We start from the raw sequence: 25,450 nt of genomic DNA, 5'->3' as shown, positions 1-25,450 counted from the left end.
GGTAAGTTAATGCTTGTTCGAACCTTGTTACTGGTTGCTCTAATGGGGCTGAGCGGCGCTATCTCTGCAGCCCCCTTTTCATCGTCATCACTCGAAGTTAGCTCGTTGGTGTCATCGCACATGGTGTTGCAGCGCCATGTGGCAAATCCGATCAGCGGCAAAGCGCCAGCCGGAACCGAGTTGGTGGTGTCTTTTGCTGATATCCAATTGACCACTCAGGCCAATGCCGAAGGTTTATGGCAGGTCGAGCTACCGCCAATGAGTGCAGGTGGACCTTATACTCTGGCGATCCGCGGCGAAGTAATGGTGTCCTTCGATGATATTTATATCGGCGATGTTTGGGTCGCTTCCGGCCAGTCCAATATGGAGTGGAAGGTTGGCAACGACATCAACAACATGGCGGCTGAAATTGCAGATTCAAATTATCCTCTGATCCGCTTCGCTGAGGTTGCCAAGGCATTTTCACCCAGCCCGTTTGACCAGTTACAGCAACCACTGCGTTGGCGGGTAGCATCCACCAATACTGTGGCCGACTTTTCTGCCGTAGCGTGGTTTTTTGCCAAACATGCGCAACGTCATGAAAACGTTGCTGTTGGCATCATCGACAGCACTTGGGGTGGTACTCCTGCGGAGGCTTGGACGCCTGTGGCGCAGCTATTGAGTTTGCCTCGCTATGAGGCTTTAGCTCGTGATGTGATGGCCAATCCCCAACAATGGCGTCAGCGAATAGCTAGCAATCAACAGCTCGAAGCTCAAAAATGGCAATTGATTGAACAAGTTGATGATGATCTGGCAAAGGGGGTTCACCTGCCAGAGTTTGATGATCGCCAATGGTTGCGTATTGCTTTACCCAACACCGAGCCATTGACGGATATCGTTTGGTTGCGCAAATCGTTCAATCTCGAGCTGCTAAATCAACCAGTGGTACTCGAACTGGGTTCGGTGGTGCAAAACGCCCATGTGTTTTTAAACGGCCAATTAATTCACACCAAAAACTGGTCGTCGTCACTGGAGCGGCTAGCTCTAGACCCTGCGGCATTGCGTGTCGGTCAAAATGTGTTGGCACTTCGAATCAGTAATGACTGGGATAACAAGGTCTATGTTGGCAAAACCGATCAGTTGCGTTTGCATGTCGGCGACAACAGCTTTGACTTTACTCAGGAGTGGGCTTACAACAACCAGATTTCGCCGCCGCTGCCAGCGGTAGAGAGGATTCATTGGAACCCATCGATGTTGTTCAATGCCATGATCAAACCACTGACCCAGCAGCCAATTAAAGGCGTGATTTGGTATCAGGGTGAAAACAATGTCGGTGAAGCAGGCTACTATCAGGCGTTATTTGCCGAACTGATTCAGGGCTGGCGAAACGCTTGGCGGCAACCTGAGTTACCATTTGTATTCACTCAACTTGCGAATTATCTACCACCCAATCCGCTACCAGTGGAAAGCCAGTGGGCGCAACTCCGAGAAGCGCAGCGACAAACCTTGGCGCTCGATAAAACGGCGATGGCAGTGACGATTGATATCGGTGAAGCCGACGACATTCATCCGCGTAACAAGCAAGATGTAGGTTACCGACTTTGGCTTGGGGCCAATGCGCTGGTTTATCGACATCCACCTATCATTGCTAGTCCAGCGCCTAGCAAAGTTCAGCAGCTTGATAAGCAGCTAGTGATTGGATTCAATTTCGCTAATCAGGGGCTCAAGCTTAGTCATGGCGAAAAGCTAACTGGTTTTGCTATTAAGCCTCGGGGCAGTTCGTGGCAATGGCAGGATGGCAAGATCCGTGGCTCTCAAGTGGTGTTGCCGCTGCCATCCGAAGTGAAATCTGTTGAAGCAGTGCGTTATGGTTGGGCGGACAACCCAGCAGCTAATTTGATCAACGGTGCAGGGTTGCCGGCGACGCCATTTGAGATGACGCTCGCCGACTGATCGCCGTCATGATATGCAATGGGTATTACAGTTGATGCTGCGAGGATGAGCGAGCAACCACGGCAATTTTGTTGTCAGTCACCGCCGCGAAGGTGTCATAGATACGCTGCAGCTTGCTTTGATAGCGGGCCTCTTCGAGCTCAATCATTTCTGTTAGCTGCTGTGCTCGCGCATATTGAGTATCTTGCTGGTGAGGCAAATTGCCCCCATAGCTGCTGGCGAACAGCGCTTTTTCTCGGGCTTTTTGCAACGGCTCGACAATGGCTTGGTACTCATGTCTGACTTGTTCGAGTTCGTGCTGAATGGTTTCGGTGGTTGCTGCGATAACTTCGTTGTTGGCAACGGTACGCTCAACGCAAGCGAAACCACTAATCCCGCCAATAACGGATAAGCCGAGCAACATTGCCACCAATAGCATGCTGTGCTCTGGTGGCTTGTCTGCTCGCAAATAGGCCATTACCACCTTTGCTGCGACCAACAACATAAAACCGAACAAGACGACAAAGCCGAATTGGATCAACTCAAACTGATTCATATCTGCTCCTTCACTCCCGATAGTTGGCCGAGACAAAATCCCGCGGTGCTATCAGCTAAACAGCACTTGTTAAAGATGAACAATAATTGTGCAAACCCTAGTCGATGTACTTGCTAGCAACATGATCAAAGTCATGCTTTATCCGCTTTTAACAATAAAATGCCTTTATTAACAAATGGATAACATGGCGATGTGGTGAAGTACGATGACCGTGATAACTCCTTCAAGTTTGGTAACTAATTCTCATTCGTCAAACTGCCGAAGCCGGTCACAATAATTTTGACAACAAAAAATTTGCACCAAAGGCAAGCCTGTGTTTGAATTAACCACCTGAGCTGCTGTAAATCATTGGTTACACTCGCTGACGGTGACTAAAACAGCGCAATTAATGGCAGATTTTCGTCGAACAGAATTGAATGATGACTCGTAACCTTATGTCTCTAGTGCTAATTCGCATTGTCGTGGTGGTGATTACCAGCGCGCGGGGGACTCGTTAGCTTACGAATCAAGCTGAACAACAAACCCCCGCGCTGAAAGGCTCGGGGGTTTTTCTTTATCTCCAGCCTAATTTCAGCTCCATAACGACAAGCAAGTGCGGGACAAAACGAGCAAGGAAACAACTTGATGACAGGCGCAGATTTAGTAGTACAAACGCTGGCCAATCTTGGGGTGAAAACCATTTTCGGTTATCCCGGTGGTGCCATCATGCCCGTGTACGATGCCATTCATCGTGGTGACGTCGACCATATCCTGTGTCGTAACGAACAAGGCGCAGCGCTTGCTGCTGTCGGATTTGCCCGAGCTTGTAATGACGTCGGTGTTTGTTTGGCAACATCGGGTCCCGGAGCAACCAATCTCATCACTGGTCTGGCTGATGCCATGCTCGATTCGGTGCCGGTAGTGGCTATCACTGGCCAGGTGGCAAGTCCGTTGATCGGCACCGATGCGTTTCAGGAAGTCGACGTATTAGGGCTTTCGTTAAGTGTCACCAAGCACTCGTTTTTGGTTGAGGACGCTAACGAACTGCAGGCGACGCTTGAAGAAGCATTTGTACTGGCCAGAAGCGGTCGTCCAGGCCCAGTATTGGTTGATATCCCAAAAGACATTCAAGTGGCGTCATTGCTGGGTGGCCCAGCATCTGCAGAAGCTGAACCTGCCGAGTTGATCGAGAACGAATCACTAGAGCAAGCCGCCGAGCTAATCCGTCAAGCCAAGCAACCGATTTTGTACGTCGGTGGCGGCGTTGGTATGGCAGGTCCGCAAGCTGTTGCGGAATTGCGCCGCTTTGCCGAGCAAACGGGCATTCCGAGTATTGTCACTTTAAAAGGTATCGGCACATTAGAAGATAGCCGTGATTACCACCTAGGTATGGTAGGCATGCACGGCACCAAAGCGGCAAATTTAATGGTGCAAGAGAGCGACTTGCTGATCGTCGCTGGCGCTCGCTTTGATGACCGGGTGACCGGCAAGCTCGACACCTTTGCGCCCAATGCAAGTGTGGTCCATTTCGATATCGATCATTGTGAGGTTAGTAAACTCCGCCATGCTCATGTCGGTTTACTGGGTGATTTGACCGATGGCCTCAAACGCTTGGCCACTAAGCTAGCAGCGCTGCCAGGCGAAGATTTGTCGGTTTGGCAGCAACGAGCGTTAGCGGAGAAAAAACAGCATCAATGGCGCTACGACAAGCCTGGTCAAAGTATTTATGCGCCCAAATTACTCAAGTCGTTATCTGATCAGTTGCCAACTGACTCCGTTGTGGCGTGCGATGTTGGTCAGCACCAAATGTGGGTGGCGCAGCACATGTCCTTCTCACAGCCTTATAACCATCTGAGCTCTGGTGGCTTAGGCACCATGGGCTTTGGTTTACCTGCGGCAATTGGCGCCCAGTATTCAAGACCAAATGCCACCGTGGTTAATGTCACTGGTGACGGTTCTTTCATGATGAATGTACAGGAACTGGGTACCATTCGCCGCTACGGTTTACCAGTCAAAATCCTACTACTTGATAATGAGCGACTGGGCATGGTTCGCCAATGGCAGCAATTGTTCTTCGATGGTCGCTTTAGCGAAACAATTTTGTCCGATAACCCCGAGTTCGTCACCCTTGCCAGTGCGTTTGGCATTGCTGGCCGCACTATTACTCGCGACGACGAATTAGAGCAAGGAATTTCCGATCTCATCAATAGCAAGGGCAGTTACTTATTACACGTGCGAATTGATGCCGAAGAAAATGTTTGGCCACTGGTACCTCCCGGTGCTGCCAATCAACAAATGATGGAGACAGCAGAATGATGACATCAGCGCAATCAACGGCGAGCCAAACTGGCCAACAACACACCATCAGTATTGAAGCGCAAGACCGGCCGGCGACGGTTGAGCGTTTGTTGCGTGTGATTCGCCATCGGGGCTATCGGTTGTGTAGAATGGCCGTCGAATCGAGTCAGGAGGACGAACGCATTGCGTTGTCGGTGACAGTTACCAGCGACAAGCCTGTGGTTCTGCTGCAAAACCAACTCTCTAAACTGGTGGACGTTTCTTCTGTTGAAATCACGTCTGCTGAAACGAATCCACTACGTATTAGTGCTTAAAGGAAGTATTGAACATGGCTGCAAAAGCTGAATTTATCTGGTTCAACGGTGAAATCATGCCTTGGGAAAACGCCCAAGTTCACGTGTTGAGTCACGCTATCCACTATGGCTCATCGGTTTTTGAGGGCGTCCGTGCTTACAACACCCCGAAAGGTCCGGCAGTGTTCCGTCACCCAGACCACACCAAGCGTTTGTTCGATTCGGCCAAGATTTATCGCATTAACATCAATTTCAGCGCTGACGAGATCATGGAATCGACCCGTGAGCTGATCCGTCGCAATGATCTGAAAAATGCGTACATCCGCCCCGCTGCTTTCTTGGGTGATATCGGTTTGGGCTTGCGTGCCAATCCAGAAGCTAAGTCTGACGTCGTTATTGCTGCGTTCGAGTGGGGTAGCTACTTGGGCGAAGGCAGCTTAGAAGCTGGCGTTGATGTTGGTGTCTCAAGCTGGAATCGCTTGGCACCAAACACCATGCCAACGGGCGCCAAAGCTGGCGGTAACTACTTGTCTTCACAGCTGATTGCTGGCGAGGCTGGCCGCCATGGCTATGCCGAAGGTATTGCGTTGGATATTCACGGTCAGATCTCTGAAGGTTCAGGCGAGAATATCTTCATTGTTCGTAACAACGTGTTGTACACGCCACCAACAACGGCAGGCATCTTGCCGGGCATCACGCGCGACACCTTGACCATTTTGGCCAAAGAGCTGGGCTACGAAGTGCGCGAAGAGTCCATTGCTCGCGAAGCACTGTATCTAGCGGATGAAATCTTCATGTGTGGTACCGCCGCTGAAGTGGTACCAATCCGCTCGGTTGACGGCATCCAAGTTGGCGAAGGCAAACGTGGCCCGGTGACTGAGAAAATCCAAAAAATGTACTTCGGCTTGTTCAGTGGTGAAACCGAAGACAAATGGGGCTGGTTGGACTACGTCAACAGCTAATCCATTACTACTTTTTTCAGACCCGGCTAAGGCCGGGTCTGCTGTTCAGAATTAGACGAGATTTGGAGGACGTATGCCTAGACCATTGCGTTCAGCAACAACAACCGAAGGCCGTAACATGGCCGGCGCGCGCGCCTTGTGGCGTGCAACAGGCACCAAAGAAGAAGATTTTGGCAAACCCATTATTGCGGTAGTGAACTCATTCACTCAGTTTGTACCAGGTCATGTGCACCTAAAAGACTTGGGTCAATTGGTCGCCGGTGCGATTGAACAAGCGGGTGGCGTTGCTAAAGAATTCAACACCATTGCGGTCGATGATGGTATCGCTATGGGCCACGGTGGCATGTTGTATTCACTGCCTTCGCGCGAGCTAATCGCCGACTCGGTTGAATACATGGTGAATGCCCACTGTGCCGATGCCATGGTGTGTATCTCCAACTGTGACAAGATCACCCCAGGTATGCTGATGGCCGCAATGCGCTTGAACATCCCTGTGATCTTCGTTTCTGGTGGTCCAATGGAGGCCGGTAAAACCAAGCTTTCCGATCAAATCATCAAGCTGGATCTGGTGGATGCCATGGTTCAAGCTGCCGATCCAAATATCTCTGACGAACAAACTGAGCAAGTCGAGCGTTCCGCCTGCCCGACTTGTGGCTCGTGCTCAGGTATGTTTACCGCCAACTCGATGAACTGTTTGACCGAAGCGCTGGGCTTGTCGCAGCCGGGAAATGGCTCCTTGCTGGCAACGCACGCTGATCGCGAACAACTGTTCTTAAAGGCCGGTGAGCGCATTGTTGGCTTAGCTAAGCGTTATTACTTTGAAGATGATGATAGCGTCTTGCCACGAGCGATCGCTTGTCGTGAAGCCTTTGAAAATGCGGTTGCGCTGGATATCGCCATGGGTGGCTCAAGCAACACGGTGTTGCACTTGTTGGCAGCCGCGCAAGAAGCAGGCGTTGACTACACCATGGATGATATTGATGCCATGAGTCGCAAAGTGCCACAGCTGTGTAAAGTGGCGCCATCAACCAATAAATATCACATGGAAGACGTCCACCGCGCTGGTGGCGTGATTGGTATTTTGGGTGAGTTAGCACGTGCTCGTTTGCTCAATACCGAGGTCAAGAATGTGCTGGGTCAGACCATGATCCAAACATTGACCGAATACGACATCATGGTGACTGAAAACGAAGACGTCAAAACCATGTATCGCGCAGGTCCTGCAGGTATTCGCACCACCAAGGCATTCTCGCAAGATTGTCGTTGGGATACTTTGGATGATGATCGTGCCGAAGGTTGTATCCGCTCGTTTGAAAATGCCTTCTCTGAAGAAGGTGGTTTGGCAGTATTGTCAGGCAACATCGCTGAGAACGGCTGTATCGTCAAAACTGCCGGTGTCGAAGAAGAAAACCTTCTTCACAAAGGCCCTGCCCGTGTTTATGAATCACAAGATGATGCCGTAGCGGGCATTTTGGGTGGCGAAGTGCAAGCGGGCGAAGTTGTTGTCATTCGCTACGAAGGCCCGAAAGGTGGCCCAGGGATGCAAGAAATGTTGTATCCAACCAGCTACCTCAAGTCGATGGGCTTAGGTAAGAAGTGTGCCCTGCTGACCGATGGTCGTTTCTCTGGCGGTACGTCTGGTTTGTCGATTGGTCATGTAAGCCCAGAAGCTGCTTCAGGCGGCATTATTGGCTTAGTGGAAACCGGTGATGAGATTGCCATTGATATCCCAAGCCGGACCATCGAGTTGAATGTTTCGGAAGAAGAGCTAGCAGCCCGTAAAGCGGCGATGGAAGCGCGCGACAAGCCATGGCAGCCAGTCAATCGTGAACGTGTGGTTAGCAATGCATTGAAAGCTTATGCAATGCTGGCAACAAGTGCGGATAAGGGTGCAGTTCGCGACACTAGCAAACTGTAATCCTCTGCGCCCTTGAAAATATCTCGTCGTTGATGGCGGCAACTAACCCCAGTCACGTAGTTATCTACGCTCGTGGGGCTTAGTTGCCTTATCGCCTCGATATATTTCCAATTGCTTTGAGGATGCCGGAGGGCGTTGGCCGCCTAGCAGCAATCCCAATTATTTAGGGTATTAGAGCCGCTGGATCGTTGAAGCGGCAGAAGGGAATCGGCTGTTGGAGCAAAAAGGCCGCGAATGGTAGGCGTTGTGACTGAATAAATCAGTCGCAACACGATATAGAAACAACTAACAGCAACACTGAACAGTAAAAAAATAGCAGTCATAGCAAACGAGAGAATCATCATGTCCCAACAGCAAAAAGTCGTCGATTTACAGCTTCAGCAACCTACGGACGCAGAGTACCTGCGGAAGATTTTGCTGGCGCCGATTTATGACTTAGCTGAAGTGACACCGTTGCAGCACATGAAAAAACTCTCGGCTCGGTTGGGTTGTGAAGTGTTGCTTAAACGTGAAGATTTACAACCTGTCCACTCCTTCAAGCTGCGCGGTGCCTACAACAAATTGTTGGGTCTAAGCGACGAGCAAAAGGCCCGTGGCGTTGTAGCTGCATCGGCTGGCAACCATGCTCAAGGCGTTGCCATGTCAGCGGCCAAGCTGGGCATTAAAGCGACTATCGTGATGCCAACCACCACGCCTGATATTAAGGTGGATTCGGTGCGTCGTTTGGGGGGTAACGTGGTTCAGTTTGGCGACAACTTCGATGCTGCTAGTGCCGAATCGCGTCGCTTGTCGGTGGAAGAAGGCATGACGCTGATTCCGCCATTCGATGACTGTGATGTCATTGCCGGTCAAGGCACTTGCGGCATGGAAATGCTGCAACAATCGCAACAGCTGAATGTCGTGTTCCTACCGGTTGGCGGTGGTGGTTTAGCTGCTGGAGTAGCGGTTTATCTCAAGCAGTTGCGCCCTGATATTAAGTTGATTGGCGTTGAAGCCGAAGATTCAGCTTGTTTAGCTGAGGCGTGGAAACATGGTCAGCCGTCAGATTTGGATAGCGTCGGTTTGTTCGCCGATGGGGTGGCGGTGAAACGGATTGGCGCGGAAACTTTCCGAGTTTGCTATCAGCATTTGGATGATGTCATCACCGTGTCAACCGATGAGATCTGTGCGGCAATTAAAGACGTGTTTGACGACATGCGTGCCATCGCCGAGCCTGCCGGTGCGCTGTCGTTGGCGGGGTTGAAAAAGTACGCTCAGCAACATGAGTTAGCCGATCAACAATTGGCAGCAATTTTGAGTGGTGCCAACCTAAACTTCCATACCTTGCGTTACGTCTCCGAGCGCACCGAGTTGGGCGAAGGTAAAGAAGCGGTGTTGGCCGTTACCATTCCTGAGCGCAAAGGCAGTTTCCGTCAATTCTGTGAAGCGCTATCAGGTCGTGGTATTACCGAATTCAACTACCGCTTTGCTGACAATCAGAGCGCCAATATCTTTGTCGGAGTCAAGGTCGAAGATGAAGCGGCACGCTTGGCACTTATCGATGATCTTCAGCAGCAAGGTTACAACACCATTGATTTGACCAACAACGAGCTTGCCAAGCTGCATATTCGTTATATGGTTGGTGGTCATCCACACCGCAATGTGCCAGAAAAGTTGCTGGGTTTTGAATTCCCAGAGCACCCAGGCGCGTTGCTTAAGTTCCTCAATACGCTTGGAGAACAGTGGAATATCACTCTATTCCACTACCGTAATCATGGTGCGGCTTATGGCCGAGTGTTTGCTGGCTTTGAAGTGCCGGATGCCGATGAGGCGTCATTCCACCAGTTCTTAGAGCAGGTCGGTTATGAATGGCACGATGAGACCAATAACCCAGCTTATCAAGCTTTTCTAAAGTAACGATAGCTATCGCCATACAGCAAGCATGGAGCGTGCTTGCTGTCGTCAACGCCAAATCCAAGCGGTTGGTTCATGACCATTGCTGTATTAGTCATGGCATTTCTTAACCGCCGTTTGTCCACCATATCCTGCTCACTCTTACCGTATCCAAATCTCTCTTGGTAATTGCAACATAATGAAATATATATGCTTTTTTCAATCTTAACAGCGATGATGAAAGCCGATATTTTGTAACAATGATCATCTTGATGAAACAGTGAAATAACTCAAAGCTGATCACAAATTAACCAGTGTATTTTTACTTTTGTTTTACATTTTTCGTTGGCTCACGCATATAGGGGGGGCCTTTGGTTCGAGAGCCAAGGTAATTCTAACCAGAAATGTAACCGGTTACAGATTGTATCTGGTAGTTGATCGGTAGCACCAATAAAAGGTGCATCAATAACAACAAAAATGTGTATCAACAGAGGTTTTACATGGCCATTACACGAGGTGCCCGGAACGGTACCAAACCTAAACTGAAAATAGTGGCTGCTGCACTGGCAGTTCCCGCTATATGTGCTTCAGCCCAACTGCTAGCAGGTGAAATATCGCCACAACAAATCACCTACCAATTGCAGAGCAACCAAGATGCGAGCGTTTCACTGCTGCCAGACCCTGGGGCCGGATTTTGGTATTTAAGCGAGGTGAGTGATTACTACAACGCAAATAATACCCTGTACATCAGATCCGATTTTCTCGAATCACTGAGTCCGGGTCAGTACCAGTACCAAGTCTATTTCAGCGATGGCAGCAGTACGCCATTGACGGTTCAGGTTTCACCTACCGATGGTGAACCAAACAATCCGCCAGCCGAGCCGCCAATTGAACCGCCAATCGAGCCCGATCCGGATCCAACTGGTGACATCATACTGCCAGCGGTTGAAGCTCAACTCAGTGACGGAGCTTCATTGACTAATGATGAAATTAATCTCGCCAAAGGCTTGGCTCAATGGCAAGTGAACGTCCCTGTCAGTGGCGAGTATCAGGTCGTCATCAAATACCGCTCGCCATACGGTTCAAAGATCAATAATTTCTTTGTCGATGATCAGGTCGAAGCGGTTACGTCAGGTACCCATGACCACGAAGAAAGCCACATCATTACCCTAAATCTAAGTGCCGGCAGCCATACCTTGGGCGTTGATGCCCGCAGCCAGTGGGGTTACATCTTTATCACTGAAGCCGTTATTTCTGGGCTGAATCAACAGCCGCTCGACAGCGATGGTGACGGTGTTGTCGATAGCGAAGATTTGTTCCCGAATGATCCGACCGAATGGGCCGATTCTGATGGTGATGGCTACGGCGACAATGGCGATGCCTTTGTCAACGATCCAACGGAGTGGCTCGACAGTGACGGCGACGGTTATGGCAACAATGCCGAGCTGGCCGCTGGCAGTGATCCGTATGATGCCACTAGCGTGCCTCAAGCAATCACTGCTGAGACCATCTATGTCGATGGCGATGATATTTACTTAGCCGATGGCTCACGCTTTATTATGCGCGGAGTCAACCTCCAGTATGGTGATGACCCGGACACGAAGTTCCCATCCATTGCCATGATCGCCGAAACTGGCGCCAACGTGGTTCGCTTGCAGTTGCGCGATGATACCACCGCTGCGCAGTTGCGAGCGGCGCTCGATGAGATCATTGCCCACGATATGATCGCCATGCCAATGTTCTGGGAAGACAGCAACAACTACTACATGATCACCGGTGGTAGTGATCCAAAAGCGATTTACGATGGCGATGCATCCAATCGCGATGCAGTTAGTAAGTGGCTTGAGATCTGGGGTGATGTGGTTCGTGATGACAAGTACAAACCCTACTTAATGATCAATATTGCCAATGAGTGGGGCCAAAATGCCTCCGTATGGCGCGATACATACATCACCGCGGTGCAGAAGCTGCGAGAAGGTGGCATTGATGTACCTTTGGTTATTGATGCGGGGGATTGGGGCCATAACCCATACTATTTCGACGGCGCTGCCGATGTGCTTGCCGCCGATTCGCTGGGCAACACGATTTTTTCCGTGCATGGCTACTATGAGTGGTCAACAACCGGCGAGGTGGACAGCCGAATCAATTACCTGTTAGGTCTAGAGTTGCCAGTTATCATTGGTGAATTTGGTCGCAATAATCACTATGCCGGCGGTAAAACAACCGATCACTTCCGGATCATGGAACAAGCACAATCCAATGACTTGGGCTGGGTTGCGTGGTCTTGGCGTGGCAACGGCAGTGGTCAGGAAATGCTCGATATGTCTTGGTCTTACACGGCCTACGAGCTAACTCAGCATGGCCAAGACATCGTCAACTCCACCTACGGTATTCAGAACACGGTAATCGCGATTGACCCTGAGTACTTTGCCGAAGGCGGTACCGGTGGCGGCGAGACTGGCGGCGGCGGTGAAACCGGCGGTGGTGGTGAAACTGGTGGCGGCGGCGAAACCGGCGGTGGTGGTGAAACTGGCGGCGGAGGTTCTGAAGTTGGAACAGAAGTTACTGAGCTGGCGATAGCCGATGCGGCAAACTCGTCTGTGACATCCCAGCCAGTGACCATTGAAGCTGATTATATCCAAATCGAAAATTCAGCTGCTGGGTCTGCCGCCGGTTGGGACTTCTCTGTCACCGAGCCGGGTCAATACCGTGTCTCTCTGATGGTGACGAACCCGACCAGTGACAATCGAGTCAACCAAGCCTTCTTAAATGGCGTGAAGAAAGAATTCACCTCACCGGCAAATGGCAGCCATGTGGTGACTCTCGACTCCTACCTTGAAGTCGGAAACCATAGCGCGGGTATTCGTGTTGAAAACACCAATACTCATTGGGGCTATGTCCATTTAACTGGAGCAGAAGTCGCCTACCTTGGTAATTTAGCCATTACCTCGCCAGCGGCGGGTGCTGAATTGCCCAGTGGTCAGGCGATTCGCATTGACTATGAGCTAGGCGGTTCGGGTGCGATTAGCTATCAGGTTAATGGTGGCGATAAGGTGAGCTACAGTGGTACTAGCCCATTGCTGATTAACGTTGCTGAAGATGGTTTCTATCGAGTGAACTTGAGCATCGATGGCACCAGCATTATCGATTCAGTTGGCGTCTTTGTCGGTGAAAAGCAAACCGGTAGCTTTGTTCAGACTAACGGCTCACAGTTTACCTTGGATGGACAGCCTTGGTATTTCAATGGTACCAACCAGTTCTATCTGATGTATAAACCAGAAGCCATGGCCGAGGATGTGTTTAAACGTGCCGAAGCGTTGGGATTGAACACGATTCGTACCTGGATGTTCTGTAACGATGAAGGCACTCACGATGGCGTCTGCATCAACCAGCAAAGTGGCGACAGCTTTATCTTGTCAAAATCTGCTGCTGAGAGAACAGCCGCTGAGCAAGCCATTATCGACCGCAGTTTTGAACTGTTTGACAACTATGTGGCGTTGGCCGCCCAGTACAATATGAAGTTAGTGTTGAGCTTGGCTGATGAGTGGGACTACTTTGGTCGCATTGCCGATTATGGTAACTACTCCGATCTGACTGGTCGGGCGCAATTTAAGGCCTTTATCAGCAATTTGTTGAACCACACCAACGAGATCACCGGTTTAAAGTACAACGAAGATGCAACCATCATGATGTGGGAACTGGCGAACGAGCCACGCATTGCCAGCGGTTTCACCGACTGGGTTGATGACATTGCTTCGCACATTCGTTCAGAAGCACCACAGCAATTGATTTCTATTGGTATGGAGTCATCGTTTGACTTCAATGGCAGCGGTGATAGCTATGCAGCCTTGAAAGCCCTGAACGACCACCCGGATATTGATGCAATTAGCGCTCACCTGTATCCAACGTGGTGGAACATGACCGATCAGCAAACGCTTGACAACATCAGCCAGTTGGCCGATTTAGCCCGCGATTTGAACAAACCAGCCTACCTTGGTGAGTTCAGCTGGCCGGCCAATGTTAAGCGTCCAGACAATGCGCCTGAAGGAGCTGCTTATGTTACTGCAACTATTGCTGACGGTTTGGCTAAACGTACCCAAGTGTTTGCAGACTGGTATGCGCTGGCATGGCAAAACCGAGATGCCATTGGTGGCATGCTCAGTTGGCAGCTCAGTGGCCTTGAATGGGGTAACGGCTTGGAAGGGGATTGCCAGTGGTGCAGCGGTCCTTATGGTGAATACTCCGGTGGCTGGTCAGCCAACAACGACGGATTCCAGTTCTATTGCACCATTGATGACAGTGAACTGGCAATTACCGGCTTGGGAGCACCGGGTCTGAACGTTGAAGGTAACACCATTAACCTTGAGCTTCACCAACCAGTGTGTGACATCATCAAAGGGTATTCTAGTCAGTATCAGAGCCTGATTGGTCAGTAAAACTCCACGAGCTTCAATTGATGCCACTTACCCTAGGGTGAGTGGCATTTTTGCTTATTGAGAAGCGGCAAACGGTGGCCTGGGGAAATAGCGCCTGATTTACAATCCGAGCTTGCCCCAATCGAGAAACGCTTGTGACATTCCTAGCATCAGGGTGCAAAACCATGCCGCCATCAGCAGATAGCTAACGTAGGCAAGTACTTTTTGCAATCGAGTGTTGGCATGCAGTGCGGCATGAACATGTTGATGGAGCAATAGTTCGGCACAGTCTTTATCCTGCGCCATAAAACTCAATTCGTGTTGATGACTCAATTGTTGAATGCGTTTTTGATCTTGAGGCGCTAAATGGTTCGCCAATTCTGGCTGCGGCAGCTTACTGAGCAGGAAGATACTGACGGCGGTATTCATATGTGAGACCGAATAAGGGCCGAGCCAATGACTGTGCAAATTGAGTCCGCGCAAGCCTCGAATCAAGGTCTGGTATTGGAGCTTCAGGCCGATGCTGATGGCAATGGCCAGCGCTACGAGTAAGTATGCGATGAGCATACCGTTATTTAACAACCAATGACTGAGTGTTGGCATCGCCTGGGATTCTGCTTCGAATTGGCGATTGACCTCAAGCAACAAATAATCAGTGTGAATCAAGGTAATGCCAAGCAACAAAATGGCAATAATGATCACATGGCCAAATTTCACTGGGTACCGTTCAAGGTAGCGCAAAGCGCGCAACCAGTGCCTCGGTTGTAGACCCGCAGCGCCAAATTGACTGTGTTTTTCACAGAGGTGTAGTAGTTTTTGTCGGCCGTTGCGCTGTCGCCAAGCTTGCTTGTTCGCTTGGTCTAGTTCGGCCGCTAACTTCGCCTGCCAGTGCTTGGGAATTTCAGTTTCGTTGGCACTGGCGCGGTTTGATAGATGTTTATAGAGCAGAGTGAAACGGGCGTTGTCCGCAAGCCACTTCATATCGCATCCCTTGCTGGCGGATTGGTATTAATCCTTGGCTTTTAGTGTAGCCTCCATCTCAGCAACGGTGGCCTCAAGTTGCTCTAATTTTTGTCGAGTTTTTAATAGCACGCGATTTTGTACATCAAACTCCTCTCGGGTGACGAGATCGAGCTTGCTGAGCTGAGCCTGTAATACGGTTTTCGCCTGCTTTTCCACGTCACCAGCGAATTGCTTGACGCCAGAAGGCATAGATTCGGCGATTTGCCGAGCGATTTCTTCGAGTTTTGATGGATTAATCATGCCGTATTCCTTCGGTTAGGCGCCATTTTCAGCAGGCATTGTAGCGCCTCGGACGGCCCAGCGGAACCGCTGGGTCTAACCGATTTAAGGCGAATTTGCGGCATCAGGCAAAGGCGCCAGTGGTTTATGTTCAGAAGCCAGAAAGGTGTAGATAACCGGCAACACAAACAAGGTAAAAATGGTACCAATCATTAACCCAGCAACGATCACCAAGCCAATACTAAATCGACTTACCGCACCTGCACCTGAAGCCATGAGCAATGGGATCAACCCCGCGACCATAGATAGTGTGGTCATCAAAATGGCGCGCAAACGAATGCTTGCCGCTTCAATCACTGCCTCGACACGGTTTTTGCCATGATGTAGCTGTGCTTCTTTGGCCACTTCGCAGATCAAAATACCGTGTTTGGTTATCAGGCCAATCAGGGTGACCAAACCGACTTGAGCGTAGATGTTCATGGTACTTAAGCCCCACGCCATGGCGATTAGGGCGCCACAGACAGCCAGTGGCACTGATACCAGAATGACTAAAGGATCACGGAGACTTTCGAATTGACTCGCAAGCACTAAGAAAATGATTGCCAGCGCCAACAAAAAGGTCTCATACAAGGCTGCGCCCTCTTCCACATATTGGCGAGATTCACCGAGGTAGTCGTATTGATAGCCCGTTGGTAACTGCTCGGCGGCAAGTTGATCGAGGTAACTGACGACATCGCCCATTGATGAGCCAGGCATTGCGACACCACCTATAGTCGCCGAATTGAGTTGATTGAAATGTGGCAGTGAGCGAGGTTGCCCCTTGACGTCAATGGTAATCAACTCAGATAGAGGCACGGCCTGGCCGTTGGCTGCACGAACATAGTAGCTGGCTGTTGATTCTGGGTTGAGCCTGAGCTCGCGAGGTACTTGGGTAATGACTTCATAGCCACGGCCATCGAGATCCACTCGATTGATGTAACCATCGCTCATTAAGGTCGATAACGTTAAGCCAATGTCTTGCATGGTAATGCCATAAGCGCCAGCTTTGTCGCGATCGATTTTGATTTTCATGGTCGCCGAGTCGTATGCCAAATCCATCTCGCTATAGACGAAATAGGGGCTCACCTTTATCTGCTCATACATCTGGCTGGCAACTTCAAACAAGCTCTCGAAGCTATTGGGTGTGCTAATCACCATTTGCACTGGCAGGCCACTTGAGGCTCCCGGCAACTCTGGGAATGAGAATGCGGAAATGGCTAAACCGGCAGAGTCAGCAATCATCCCCGAGGTTTGCTTGATCACTTCGGCTTGTGAGTCCTCCCGTTGCGACCACGTTTTTAGATTCATAATACCCATTGCCATGTTCGACTGCGGTACACCGGAAAAGGCAAGCCAAGAATCTACGGCATCAAGTTCAGCGACCTTCTCAGCGGTCTCTTGGGCATGATTCTGGATATAGTCAAGGTTGGCTGTTGCCGGCGCTTTACCCATCATCATAAAGCCGCCCTTATCCTCACTCGGCGCCAGCTCGGACGGAATAAATCGAAACAGCAACGGCAAGCTGAGGAACACTAAGGCGGCAAACACTACCACCACGGGACGATGATCCAGCACCGCTCGTAGCCAGCGATCATAGCTTCGGTTCACTGCGTTCAGTACGCGCTCAACCCCTTGCTCAAAACGATTCGGCTCAGTATGGGGTTGCAGCAATTTGGAGCACATCATCGGTGACAGGGTTAATGCCACGATGCCAGAAATAAACACCGAACCGGCTAGGGTTAGGGCAAATTCGGCAAATAGCGAGCCGGTGACTCCTCCCATTAGCGCAATCGGGGCATACACAGCGCCTAAGGTAATGGTCATAGCAATAACCGGTACGGCAATTTCACGGGTACCGATGACTGCGGCTTCGAATGGTCCTTTGCCCATCTTGATGTGCCGGTCGACGTTTTCAACTACCACGATGGCGTCATCCACCACCAAGCCAATGGCCAATACCATCGCTAATAGCGTCATTAAATTGAGTGAGAAGCCGAACATGGCCATCACCATAATAACGCCAATTAGTGACAGCGGTATGGTAATCACCGGGATCAGTACGGCACGGAAATTACCAAGAAATAGCGTGATCACCACTAACACGATGATGCCAGCTTCAACGATGGTGCGGATGACTTCATCAATTGACTCTTCAATGGCGAGCGTTGAGTCATACAGCACCTTCATTTCGATCGTATCCGGCAGGTTTTTTGCCAGATTCGGCATCATAGCTCGGACATCCTTGGTAATGTCGAGCGGATTCGCCGTAGGCGTGGCATCCATCCCCACCACCACAGCATTGCGGCCATTGGCAATAGCGCGATAGCTATCGCGACTTTTCTCCAGCGATACTTCAGCAATATCCGCTAAGCGAATCACTGAACCGCCTCGGCTAGCGACGACCATGCGCTCCAGTTCTTCGGTACTGGTGACCTGAGAATTCACTTCGCCGTTGTAGAGGTTAAACACTCCAACGGCCTGGCCAGGGGCAGACTGAAAGTTATTGGCTTCCAGCACTTGGGCGACTTCAGTGGCGGTTAAATCCAACGCCGCCATCTTTTGCGGATCAAGCCAGACCCGCAAAGCGAACTTAATGCCGCCATAAAGGTTGACCTTGGCGACGCCGGGAATAGTGAACAATTGCGGTTGAATGACGCGTTCTAAGTAGTCGTTGATTTGACTGGCATTCAATTCTGGACTGGTAAAGGCAATATAGATTACCGAGGTGGACGAGCCGGTTGACATGTCCACCGCCGGATCTTCTGCTTCACTGGGCAGCTGCGATCGCACGGAATTAACCTTGGCGAGAATGTTTGCCAATGCTGCATTAGGATCCGTGTTCAGTTTCATCTGAACCGTGATGGTGCTTGAGCCCAATGATGATTGGCTGGTCATGAAATCGACATTGTCAGCCTGGGCAATAGCTTGTTCCAACGGCTGGGTAATAAAGCCTTGAATTAAGTCAGCATTGGCTCCCCAATAGCTGGTCGTGACTGTGACCACCGTGTTGGTCATTTCTGGGTATTCACGCAGTTGCATATCGCGCAACGCCTGCAACCCCAGCAACACCAGCAACAGGCTGATTGAAACAGCAAGCACCGGGCGACGAATAAACGTATCGGTAAAACGCATGGCAGACTCCGATTACAACCGCGGTAGTTGGGCGGGTAGTTCCAATGCATTGGACTCGACGATGCGAACCAAACTACCGTTGGAGAGACGTACCTGACCGGTGACCACGACTTCTTCGCCAGCCGCTAACCCTTCACTAATCAATGCCAGATCGCCATGTCGGCCTGCAACCTTGACTGTTGTTTGGCGTGCCCTAATGTCGCCTTCGTTACCGCCTGAACGATCAAGCACATAGACGCTTTCGCCGTATAAAGTGAAGTTAATCGCACTTTGCGGCAATAAAATCTGATCGGTCATGGTTGGCTGGATAATGGCGACGCGAGCAAACATGCCTGAGCGTAGGTTGCCATTATCATTCGGTATGTCGGCTTGCACTTGCACGGTACCGGACTGATAGGCGACCGCTGGCTCAATAGCGGTGATTTGGCCATCAAAGGTTTCGTGGAAGCTGTCGACGTCGACTTCAATTTTCTGGCCGACAAAAACTTTCGACAAGTCAGTTTGGGCAATGGTGAAGCGAATCCGCATGGTCGAGATATCTTCTAACCGGACGATGTCATCACCAGACTGCAAATACTGGCCGAGATAGACATTGCGTAAACCGACGACGCCATCAAATGGTGCTTCGATGGTGCGGCGATCAATACTGGCTTTGAGTGATTCGATCTCTGCTTTCAGCGTCAGGTACTCGGCCACGGCACTATCTTTCTCGCCTTCGGATACCGAGCCTCGCTTGAACAGCTTAATCATCCGGTCTTTTTGTCGCTCAGTTGCTGGCATGCGGCCTAACGCTGCTTCCAAATTGGCTTGCTCGACTTCCAAATCAAGCACGACCAACACCTGATTTTGAGCCACTTGCTGACCTGACTCAAAGCTAATCGACTGCACTGTGCCGTTTTCTTCACTCGCTAAGGTGACGCCGCGGTAAGGTTCGATAAAACCAAATGCGCTAATACGAGGCACATAATCCTGAAGCGAAACCTTGGTGACGGTCACTGGGAAAGTCGGTGCAGGGCTATTGGCCAAGTATTGGCTGATCATGTGTGCTTTAAAAAAGTTAAATCCGATGACCGATCCGAGCAAGGCGATCACCAGAACAATCATCCACGCATACCACTTTTTCATGAGCTAAAGTCCAAACATTTTGAGATGGCACAATTAAAGATACGCAAGTATATAGTTTATGCGTACATCGCATAGTTAAATGATTGTTAATATTAACTATTTTTAATTTTTAACGCTGCTTGCATGATAACTCGCTGGGCTGGGTTACAATACCGCCCTACATTTTGAGGTTCGTTCATGAAGCTAAACCCCGGTCAACAACAAGCTGTTGAGTACATTTCTGGTCCTTGTTTGGTGCTCGCTGGCGCTGGCTCCGGTAAGACGCGAGTTATCACCAATAAAATTGCTTACCTGATTCAACAGTGTAGCTATAAAGCTAGAAATATCGCCGCGGTGACCTTTACCAACAAGGCCGCGCGCGAAATGCGCGAACGGGTTAGCCAAACATTGGGCAAAGCCGAAGCCCGGGGCCTGATGGTGTCAACTTTTCACACCCTTGGACTGACGATCATTCGGCGCGAACATCGGACGCTTGGCCTGAAAGAAAATTTCTCGTTGTTTGATGAGCATGATGCGACGGCATTGATAGCGGCATTGACCGAAGATGAGTGGGATAACGATAAAGATCTTATTCGCCAGTTGATTTCAGCGATTTCCAACTGGAAAAACGAAATGTTGTCGCCGCAAGCTGCTTTGGCGCAAGCTCAGGGAGAGCATGAGCAAATGATGGCGACATTCTATCAGCGCTATCAGGATCAGATGACCGCCTACAATGCGTTAGACTTTGATGATCTGATCCTATTGCCCTGTTTATTGCTCAAGCAAAATGCCGAGGTTCGTCAACGCTGGCAGGACAAAATACGTTATTTGTTGGTGGACGAATATCAAGATACCAACACCGCTCAATATGATTTGGTAAAGCTTATTGTTGGCGACAATGCCAAATTTACCGTGGTCGGCGATGACGACCAATCGATTTACTCATGGCGTGGCGCCCGCCCGCAAAACTTGGAATTGTTGAAAAAGGACTTTCCGGGCCTGCGTTTAATCAAACTCGAGCAGAACTACCGCTCCAGTGGCCGGATCTTAAAAGCGGCCAACATTCTGATTGAAAATAACCCCCATGTGTTCGACAAAAAACTGTTCAGTGAATTGGGCTATGGCGTGCCGCTAAAAGTGCTATTCGCGAGCGATGAAGAACATGAGGCTGATCGGGTGATTTCTGAGTTGATGGCGCATAAGTTTCTCAACAAAACCAGTTATCGCGACTATGCCCTGCTATATCGAGGCAACCATCAATCGCGAGTGTTTGAAGGGGCGCTGATGCGCAATCGGGTGCCGTACAAGATTTCGGGTGGCACGTCGTTTTTCTCGCGTGCAGAAATCAAAGACATGATGGCGTATCTCAAGCTGTTGGTGAATCCCGATGATGACAATTCATTCTTGCGGATCGTCAATGTGCCGAAGCGTGGCATTGGCCCGACATCACTGCAGAAACTGGGATTGTTCGCTAACGAAAAGCAAATCAGCCTGTATGAGGCGGCGTGCGATGATCACCTGATGAGCGTGATTGGTGGTAAGCCAGGGGCTGAGATACAACGATTTGCTCGTTGGATGGTGGAGCTCAGTGACAATGCTGAGCGCTCTGAATCGACTGATGTAGTGAGAGAGTTGGTTCGGGGGATTGGATATGAGGACTGGTTGTATGAAACCAGTGCGTCAGCCAAAGCTGCCGAAATGCGGATGAAGAATGTTTCTGAGTTGTATCGCTGGATCACTGAAATGCTTGAAGGTGATGAACTCGAAGAACCAATGAACCTGCAGGAAGTTGTCAATCGACTGATGCTTCGCGACATGATGGAGCGCAATGAATCAGAAGATGGTGCCGATCAAGTTCAGCTGATGACCTTGCATGCTTCGAAAGGTCTGGAATTTCCATTTGTCTTTATGGTGGGCATGGAGGAAGGCTTGTTGCCGCACCAAACCAGTGTTGATGAAGACAATATTGAAGAAGAGCGTCGCCTCGCTTATGTTGGCATTACCCGAGCGCAACAGGCACTGACGTTTACTTTGTGTAAAACCCGCCGTCAGTTTGGTGAGACCATTAAACCAGAGCCAAGCCGCTTCTTGTTGGAATTGCCACAGGATGACTTGCAATGGGAGGCACGAAAAGTTGCTAGTGAACAACAACGCCAGCAATCGGCAAAAACCAATATTGCTAATCTCAAAGCAATGCTGGCAAATAAGTCTTAATGTAACCAACAGCTATGGCCATAAAAAACGCCAGCAAGTGCTGGCGTTTTTGTTTGCTGCTGAGTTATGACTTACTTACTCATAAACTCAATGGCAGCGCGAATCTCTTCTTCAGAAGCCATTGCTTTCTGTGGCGGCATGGCGTTAAAACCATTGAGCGCATGGTCGACCAATACATCCAGACCTTTTTCTAAGCGTGGCGCCCAATCATCAGCGTTGCCTTTAACAGGAGCACCTGGGATAGCGCCAGTATGGCACGCGATACAAACCGCGTTGTAGACCTGATCGCCAGAGCGAGGTCCTGTTGGTGCCGCTGCTACTGGCTCGTCGCCAGCTAGGTAAACGTCGCCAACTGGCTTGATACGTTTGACAATTTCGGCATCTTTATCTGTTGCGGCCATTGCTAAAGCTGACGCAGAAAGGCCTACAGCAGCCAGGAGCCAGGTCGTTTTCATGGGTACATCCCCTCGGGCTTCTAAATGTTATTGTTGGTTACTAGACTGAGGATTATATCGGGATATTTTGTCACCACCAACCGATGTGAGTGCGTTTTTTATTGAACGTGATTTAATCGATTTTTATTTCCTGAAAATTTTTTTAAAAAAGGACTAGACCAGCCCATAGGACGTGTGTAGTATACGCATCCGCTGACAGCCAGTGAGCGCCCGTAGCTCAGCTGGATAGAGCGTTGCCCTCCGGAGGCAAAGGTCAGAGGTTCGAATCCTCTCGGGCGCGCCAGCCCGACTGAGTGACTGACTCGGAAGGCAAAATATGCTACGGTGGCTGTAGCTCAGTTGGTAGAGCCCCGGATTGTGATTCCGGTGGTCGTGGGTTCGATCCCCATCAGCCACCCCATTCTTTTGAATGGAAGTGATGTCAGCAAAAATTTGTCGGTGAATAGCGCAGTTTGGTAGCGCATCTGGTTTGGGACCAGAGGGTCGGGGGTTCGAATCCCTCTTCACCGACCACCATTCTAAAGCCCTGCTCGAAAGAGCGGGGCTTTTTCGTTTCTGGCGTTTGCGAAAAACCAGAGGCGCGAAGTAGCGCATCGCCGCGGAGCGGGCAGAGAGTTGGACCAGAGAGCCGCAGGCTCTTATCCCTCTTCACCGACCACCATTCTAAAGCCCTGCTCGAAAGAGCGGGGCTTTTTCGTTTCTGGCGTTTGCGAAAAACCAGAGGCGCGAAGTAGCGCATCGCCGCGGAGCGGGCAAAGAGTTGGACCAGAGAGCCGCAGGCTCTTATCCCTCGAGCGTGTTGGGTAGAGAAATCGCCACTCGTGTGCCGTGCGACGCCGCACTGTCGATCGATAAAGAGCCTTGCAGCGAATTTCTGACTAGATTATTGACAATACTCATCCCCAAGCCGGTGCCACCTTGGCCACGCTTGGTGGTGAAGAACGGCTCACAAATCTGTGTCAGCGTCGATTCTGTCATGCCTATACCATTGTCTTGCACAATCAAATGCACTCGTTCGCCGGTCTGATGAGCCGCAACACTAATCGTTGGTGAGGTTTTCATTTGTTCTTCAGGAAATGCATGCTGTGCAGCATTGGTCAGTAAGTTAATCACAATCTGAGCAAGTTGACCCGGATAGGTTGTCATTTCAATCGCTGGCGGCTGGCAGCTCAGTTGAATACTGATCTGGTGGCGATCGAGCAAGGGTTTGAGGCTCGCAATCACGGTATGCAGCCATTGCTCTAAATTGATCTTGGCTTGCTGATCGGCATAGTGCTCCGATGACACTTGTTTGAAGTTTTGTACTAAGTCAGCGGCTCTTTGCATATTGAACTGCTGGGTTTGCTGTGCTTCGGCAATTGTTTGAAGTGATTTGCGCAGTGTTTTGCGAGTGAGGTGATTGTTATCAACTTGTCGTTGCAGCTCTTTTAGACTTTGATCAATCGTTGAACTAGAGAGCAAGGCAACGCCCAAAGGCGTATTGATTTCGTGGGCAATGCCTGCCACCAAGCGGCCGATGGAAGCCATTTTCTCGTGCTCAATCATTTGTTGTTGGCTGGCTTTCAATTCTTCTAACGTGGCGGTTAACTCGGCGGTTCGTTGTGCCACTTGCTGCTCAAGGTTGTGGTTAAAGTGAATCAGTTGTTGCTCTTTTTCGTAACGCTCAATTTCGGCCGAAATTCTGCCTGAAAATAGCGTGAATAAGGCTTTAACATCATCACTGTTATCAATCGGAGTTTGGTATAAGGCGACGACAAGCCCCAATACACTGCCACTCGAATCGTATAGGGGAGTACCAACATAGCCTTCAATTTCCATATCGATCAGTAGCTGATCTTTAGGAAACAAACGGCAGATATCGTGCCTATATACACAAACGGAGCCTTGTGAAACATCAGCACAAGGTGTATCGGCGAGCGCGTATTCAAAATTCTCGACAATCTCACCATGGGCGACCAAAGAAATCGTGCGAGATGTTTGATTGGCACTGCTCAGACGGGCAATAAAGGTATAGTCGGCCCCAATGATTTGGTGGAGCTGCAGTGTCATGGTGTTGAAAAATGCCTCACCATAACTGGCCTGCAGCTTTTCAATAATGACAGAGATGCTTTTGCTTAGCATGAGCTAGAAGCTGATTCCTGAGAACACATGATGCGTTCAAGAATCAGCACAATATTTTGCGAAAACATCGCTAGCAAACGCTCTCCCTCGGCCGACAGCTGCTCGGTTGTTTGAATCACGAAGACAGATTCAGTGCCCTTCGCTGAACGATAGTAATGCGCATGAACGGGCGGCTGGAAAATACTTTGCCGCTCTGTCATCGCTTGGTGGGCATAGGTCTCGATAGAGACATTGTTGGCAGTGCCATCATCAACTTTGAGGTGCCAACATGACTGTTGGCTGTTTCTTGCCAATGTCACTATCTCTGACGGGTGCACCATGAAATCGCTTTGATAGGCATTCAGTACTGAGCCGACTTGGCCCATCAGCGATTGAGCAAATTGAGAAAAGTCGTCGACTTCATTGAATTGTGAAATGGCTTTGATCACCGCTTCAAGCCCATGCTGATAGCGCTGCATTCGAACCAAATCCCGGTAGGCGCGCAGGGTAGTGTAAAAGGTTTGAGTCAGAGCCTGATGAGTCAACTCTGTTTTTGCTCGGTAGCAATCAATGTCATAGTGACTGACCACCTCGTGCTGGGGGGCCATGCCAGGCTGACCAGTACGCAGTACAATGCGCGAATAGTGATTGCCTAAATCATCGCGAAGAAACTCAACAAGCCGTAAGCCAGCATCGTCGGAATCCATCACCACATCTAATAGCACCACAGCAATGTCATTATGCTGGCGGAACAGTTCACGAGCGCTTGCGGCGTCATATGCTTGCACAAACGTCAGACTCCGGTTTTCAAACTCAAACCCTTGCAAGGCTAGCTTGGTAATTTTATGTACTTGCGGCTCATCGTCTACGATGGCTATTTTCCATGGCTTTTGCCGAGTTTTTTGCGCACATTCAGGCTTATCGTCGAGTAACCAATCCATAGAATTCCTCAATCCCAAT

At 50.1% G+C, this 25,450-nt stretch carries 16 protein-coding genes and 3 tRNA genes; 11 read left to right on the top strand and 8 right to left on the bottom strand.

The annotated features are described in order from the left end of the window. The first annotated feature begins 9 nt into the window (after window positions 1-9). Window positions 10-1,932: a sialate O-acetylesterase gene (locus CBE68_RS01335; RefSeq protein ID WP_143824448.1), complete on the top strand. Its 1,923-nt coding sequence runs from the start codon at window positions 10-12 to the stop codon at window positions 1,930-1,932. Between the two features lie 25 nt (window positions 1,933-1,957). Here CBE68_RS01335 and CBE68_RS01330 read toward each other — a convergent pair whose 3' ends face one another. Then, window positions 1,958-2,467 (bottom strand): hypothetical protein, encoded by a 510-nt coding sequence (locus tag CBE68_RS01330; protein WP_087504261.1) that lies wholly within the window; start codon window positions 2,465-2,467, stop codon window positions 1,958-1,960. 624 nt (window positions 2,468-3,091) lie between these two features. Between CBE68_RS01330 and ilvG the strand changes: the two genes are divergently transcribed. The 6 genes from ilvG (at window position 3,092) to CBE68_RS01300 (ending at window position 14,225) form a co-directional block, all read left to right on the top strand. After that, entirely contained in the window at window positions 3,092-4,762 is a 1,671-nt protein-coding gene (gene ilvG, locus CBE68_RS01325) for an acetolactate synthase 2 catalytic subunit (protein WP_087504260.1), read from the top strand. Continuing rightward, window positions 4,759-5,058 carry an acetolactate synthase 2 small subunit gene (gene ilvM / locus CBE68_RS01320; RefSeq protein ID WP_229744597.1) on the top strand — a complete coding sequence of 100 codons (300 nt, stop codon included), beginning with the start codon at window positions 4,759-4,761 and terminating at the stop codon, window positions 5,056-5,058. The genes ilvG and ilvM overlap by 4 nt, the downstream gene beginning before the upstream one ends. Before the next feature lie 14 nt (window positions 5,059-5,072). Next, window positions 5,073-5,999: a branched-chain amino acid transaminase gene (locus CBE68_RS01315; RefSeq protein WP_087504259.1), complete on the top strand. Its 927-nt coding sequence runs from the start codon at window positions 5,073-5,075 to the stop codon at window positions 5,997-5,999. 73 nt (window positions 6,000-6,072) lie between these two features. After that, on the top strand, window positions 6,073-7,917 hold the full coding sequence (gene ilvD, locus CBE68_RS01310; RefSeq protein WP_087504258.1) for a dihydroxy-acid dehydratase: 1,845 nt from the start codon (window positions 6,073-6,075) through the stop codon (window positions 7,915-7,917). 342 nt (window positions 7,918-8,259) lie between these two features. After that, on the top strand, window positions 8,260-9,813 hold the full coding sequence (gene ilvA, locus CBE68_RS01305) for a threonine ammonia-lyase, biosynthetic (protein WP_087504257.1): 1,554 nt from the start codon (window positions 8,260-8,262) through the stop codon (window positions 9,811-9,813). A gap of 476 nt (window positions 9,814-10,289) precedes the next feature. Then, window positions 10,290-14,225, top strand: a complete 3,936-nt coding sequence (locus CBE68_RS01300; protein ID WP_087504256.1) for a cellulase family glycosylhydrolase — start codon at window positions 10,290-10,292, stop codon at window positions 14,223-14,225. Window positions 14,226-14,324: 99 nt separating this feature from the next. Here the strand turns inward: CBE68_RS01300 and CBE68_RS01295 are convergent, their stop codons facing one another. The 4 genes from CBE68_RS01295 to CBE68_RS01280 all read right to left on the bottom strand — a co-directional run bounded on the left by CBE68_RS01295 (window position 14,325) and on the right by CBE68_RS01280 (window position 19,742). Next, complete coding sequence (locus tag CBE68_RS01295) at window positions 14,325-15,185, bottom strand: hypothetical protein (protein ID WP_087504255.1); 861 nt, start codon at window positions 15,183-15,185, stop codon at window positions 14,325-14,327. 27 nt (window positions 15,186-15,212) lie between these two features. Continuing rightward, a complete protein-coding gene (gene ubiK, locus CBE68_RS01290; RefSeq protein ID WP_087504254.1) occupies window positions 15,213-15,467 on the bottom strand; it encodes a ubiquinone biosynthesis accessory factor UbiK in 255 nt (84 codons plus the stop codon). A gap of 84 nt (window positions 15,468-15,551) precedes the next feature. Further along, on the bottom strand, window positions 15,552-18,617 hold the full coding sequence (locus tag CBE68_RS01285; protein ID WP_087504253.1) for a multidrug efflux RND transporter permease subunit: 3,066 nt from the start codon (window positions 18,615-18,617) through the stop codon (window positions 15,552-15,554). A 12-nt stretch (window positions 18,618-18,629) separates the two neighbouring features. After that, window positions 18,630-19,742, bottom strand: coding sequence for an efflux RND transporter periplasmic adaptor subunit (locus CBE68_RS01280; RefSeq protein WP_087504252.1), 1,113 nt, complete (start codon window positions 19,740-19,742; stop codon window positions 18,630-18,632). Between the two features lie 177 nt (window positions 19,743-19,919). On the opposite strand from CBE68_RS01280, the gene rep reads away from it, so the two are divergent. After that, complete coding sequence (gene rep, locus CBE68_RS01275; RefSeq protein WP_087504251.1) at window positions 19,920-21,935, top strand: DNA helicase Rep; 2,016 nt, start codon at window positions 19,920-19,922, stop codon at window positions 21,933-21,935. Between the two features lie 71 nt (window positions 21,936-22,006). On the opposite strand, the gene CBE68_RS01270 is transcribed toward rep, so the two are convergent. Further along, window positions 22,007-22,390 carry a c-type cytochrome gene (locus tag CBE68_RS01270; protein WP_087504250.1) on the bottom strand — a complete coding sequence of 128 codons (384 nt, stop codon included), beginning with the start codon at window positions 22,388-22,390 and terminating at the stop codon, window positions 22,007-22,009. A gap of 206 nt (window positions 22,391-22,596) precedes the next feature. On the opposite strand from CBE68_RS01270, the gene CBE68_RS01265 reads away from it, so the two are divergent. From CBE68_RS01265 to CBE68_RS01255, 3 genes are all read left to right on the top strand, one after another. Further along, window positions 22,597-22,673: transfer RNA gene (locus CBE68_RS01265), tRNA-Arg, on the top strand. A 41-nt stretch (window positions 22,674-22,714) separates the two neighbouring features. Then, window positions 22,715-22,790 (top strand) — tRNA-His (locus tag CBE68_RS01260). A 36-nt stretch (window positions 22,791-22,826) separates the two neighbouring features. After that, window positions 22,827-22,903 (top strand) — tRNA-Pro (locus CBE68_RS01255). Between the two features lie 270 nt (window positions 22,904-23,173). On the opposite strand, the gene CBE68_RS01250 is transcribed toward CBE68_RS01255, so the two are convergent. Next, window positions 23,174-24,511 (bottom strand): sensor histidine kinase, encoded by a 1,338-nt coding sequence (locus CBE68_RS01250; RefSeq protein ID WP_087504249.1) that lies wholly within the window; start codon window positions 24,509-24,511, stop codon window positions 23,174-23,176. Further along, on the bottom strand, window positions 24,505-25,431 hold the full coding sequence (locus CBE68_RS01245; RefSeq protein WP_087504248.1) for a DUF3369 domain-containing protein: 927 nt from the start codon (window positions 25,429-25,431) through the stop codon (window positions 24,505-24,507). The genes CBE68_RS01250 and CBE68_RS01245 overlap by 7 nt, the downstream gene beginning before the upstream one ends. Window positions 25,432-25,450 lie beyond the last annotated feature (19 nt).

This window comes from Neiella marina (genome assembly GCF_002165625.1).
Taxonomy (GTDB): Bacteria; Pseudomonadota; Gammaproteobacteria; order Enterobacterales; family Neiellaceae; genus Neiella; species Neiella marina.
This window is presented reverse-complemented; position numbering and strand designations above follow the sequence as displayed.

Excerpts from the sequence above, each read along its gene's own strand:
- CBE68_RS01335 (WP_143824448.1), top strand. The coding sequence starts at position 10 with ATGCTTGTTCGAACCTTGTTACTGGTTGCTCTAATGGGGCTGAGCGGC.
- CBE68_RS01330 (WP_087504261.1), bottom strand. The coding sequence starts at position 2,467 with ATGAATCAGTTTGAGTTGATCCAATTCGGCTTTGTCGTCTTGTTCGGT.
- ilvG (WP_087504260.1), top strand. The coding sequence starts at position 3,092 with ATGACAGGCGCAGATTTAGTAGTACAAACGCTGGCCAATCTTGGGGTG.
- ilvM (WP_229744597.1), top strand. The coding sequence starts at position 4,759 with ATGATGACATCAGCGCAATCAACGGCGAGCCAAACTGGCCAACAACAC.
- CBE68_RS01315 (WP_087504259.1), top strand. The coding sequence starts at position 5,073 with ATGGCTGCAAAAGCTGAATTTATCTGGTTCAACGGTGAAATCATGCCT.
- ilvD (WP_087504258.1), top strand. The coding sequence starts at position 6,073 with ATGCCTAGACCATTGCGTTCAGCAACAACAACCGAAGGCCGTAACATG.
- ilvA (WP_087504257.1), top strand. The coding sequence starts at position 8,260 with ATGTCCCAACAGCAAAAAGTCGTCGATTTACAGCTTCAGCAACCTACG.
- CBE68_RS01300 (WP_087504256.1), top strand. The coding sequence starts at position 10,290 with ATGGCCATTACACGAGGTGCCCGGAACGGTACCAAACCTAAACTGAAA.
- CBE68_RS01295 (WP_087504255.1), bottom strand. The coding sequence starts at position 15,185 with ATGAAGTGGCTTGCGGACAACGCCCGTTTCACTCTGCTCTATAAACAT.
- ubiK (WP_087504254.1), bottom strand. The coding sequence starts at position 15,467 with ATGATTAATCCATCAAAACTCGAAGAAATCGCTCGGCAAATCGCCGAA.
- CBE68_RS01285 (WP_087504253.1), bottom strand. The coding sequence starts at position 18,617 with ATGCGTTTTACCGATACGTTTATTCGTCGCCCGGTGCTTGCTGTTTCA.
- CBE68_RS01280 (WP_087504252.1), bottom strand. The coding sequence starts at position 19,742 with ATGAAAAAGTGGTATGCGTGGATGATTGTTCTGGTGATCGCCTTGCTC.
- rep (WP_087504251.1), top strand. The coding sequence starts at position 19,920 with ATGAAGCTAAACCCCGGTCAACAACAAGCTGTTGAGTACATTTCTGGT.
- CBE68_RS01270 (WP_087504250.1), bottom strand. The coding sequence starts at position 22,390 with ATGAAAACGACCTGGCTCCTGGCTGCTGTAGGCCTTTCTGCGTCAGCT.
- CBE68_RS01250 (WP_087504249.1), bottom strand. The coding sequence starts at position 24,511 with ATGCTAAGCAAAAGCATCTCTGTCATTATTGAAAAGCTGCAGGCCAGT.
- CBE68_RS01245 (WP_087504248.1), bottom strand. The coding sequence starts at position 25,431 with ATGGATTGGTTACTCGACGATAAGCCTGAATGTGCGCAAAAAACTCGG.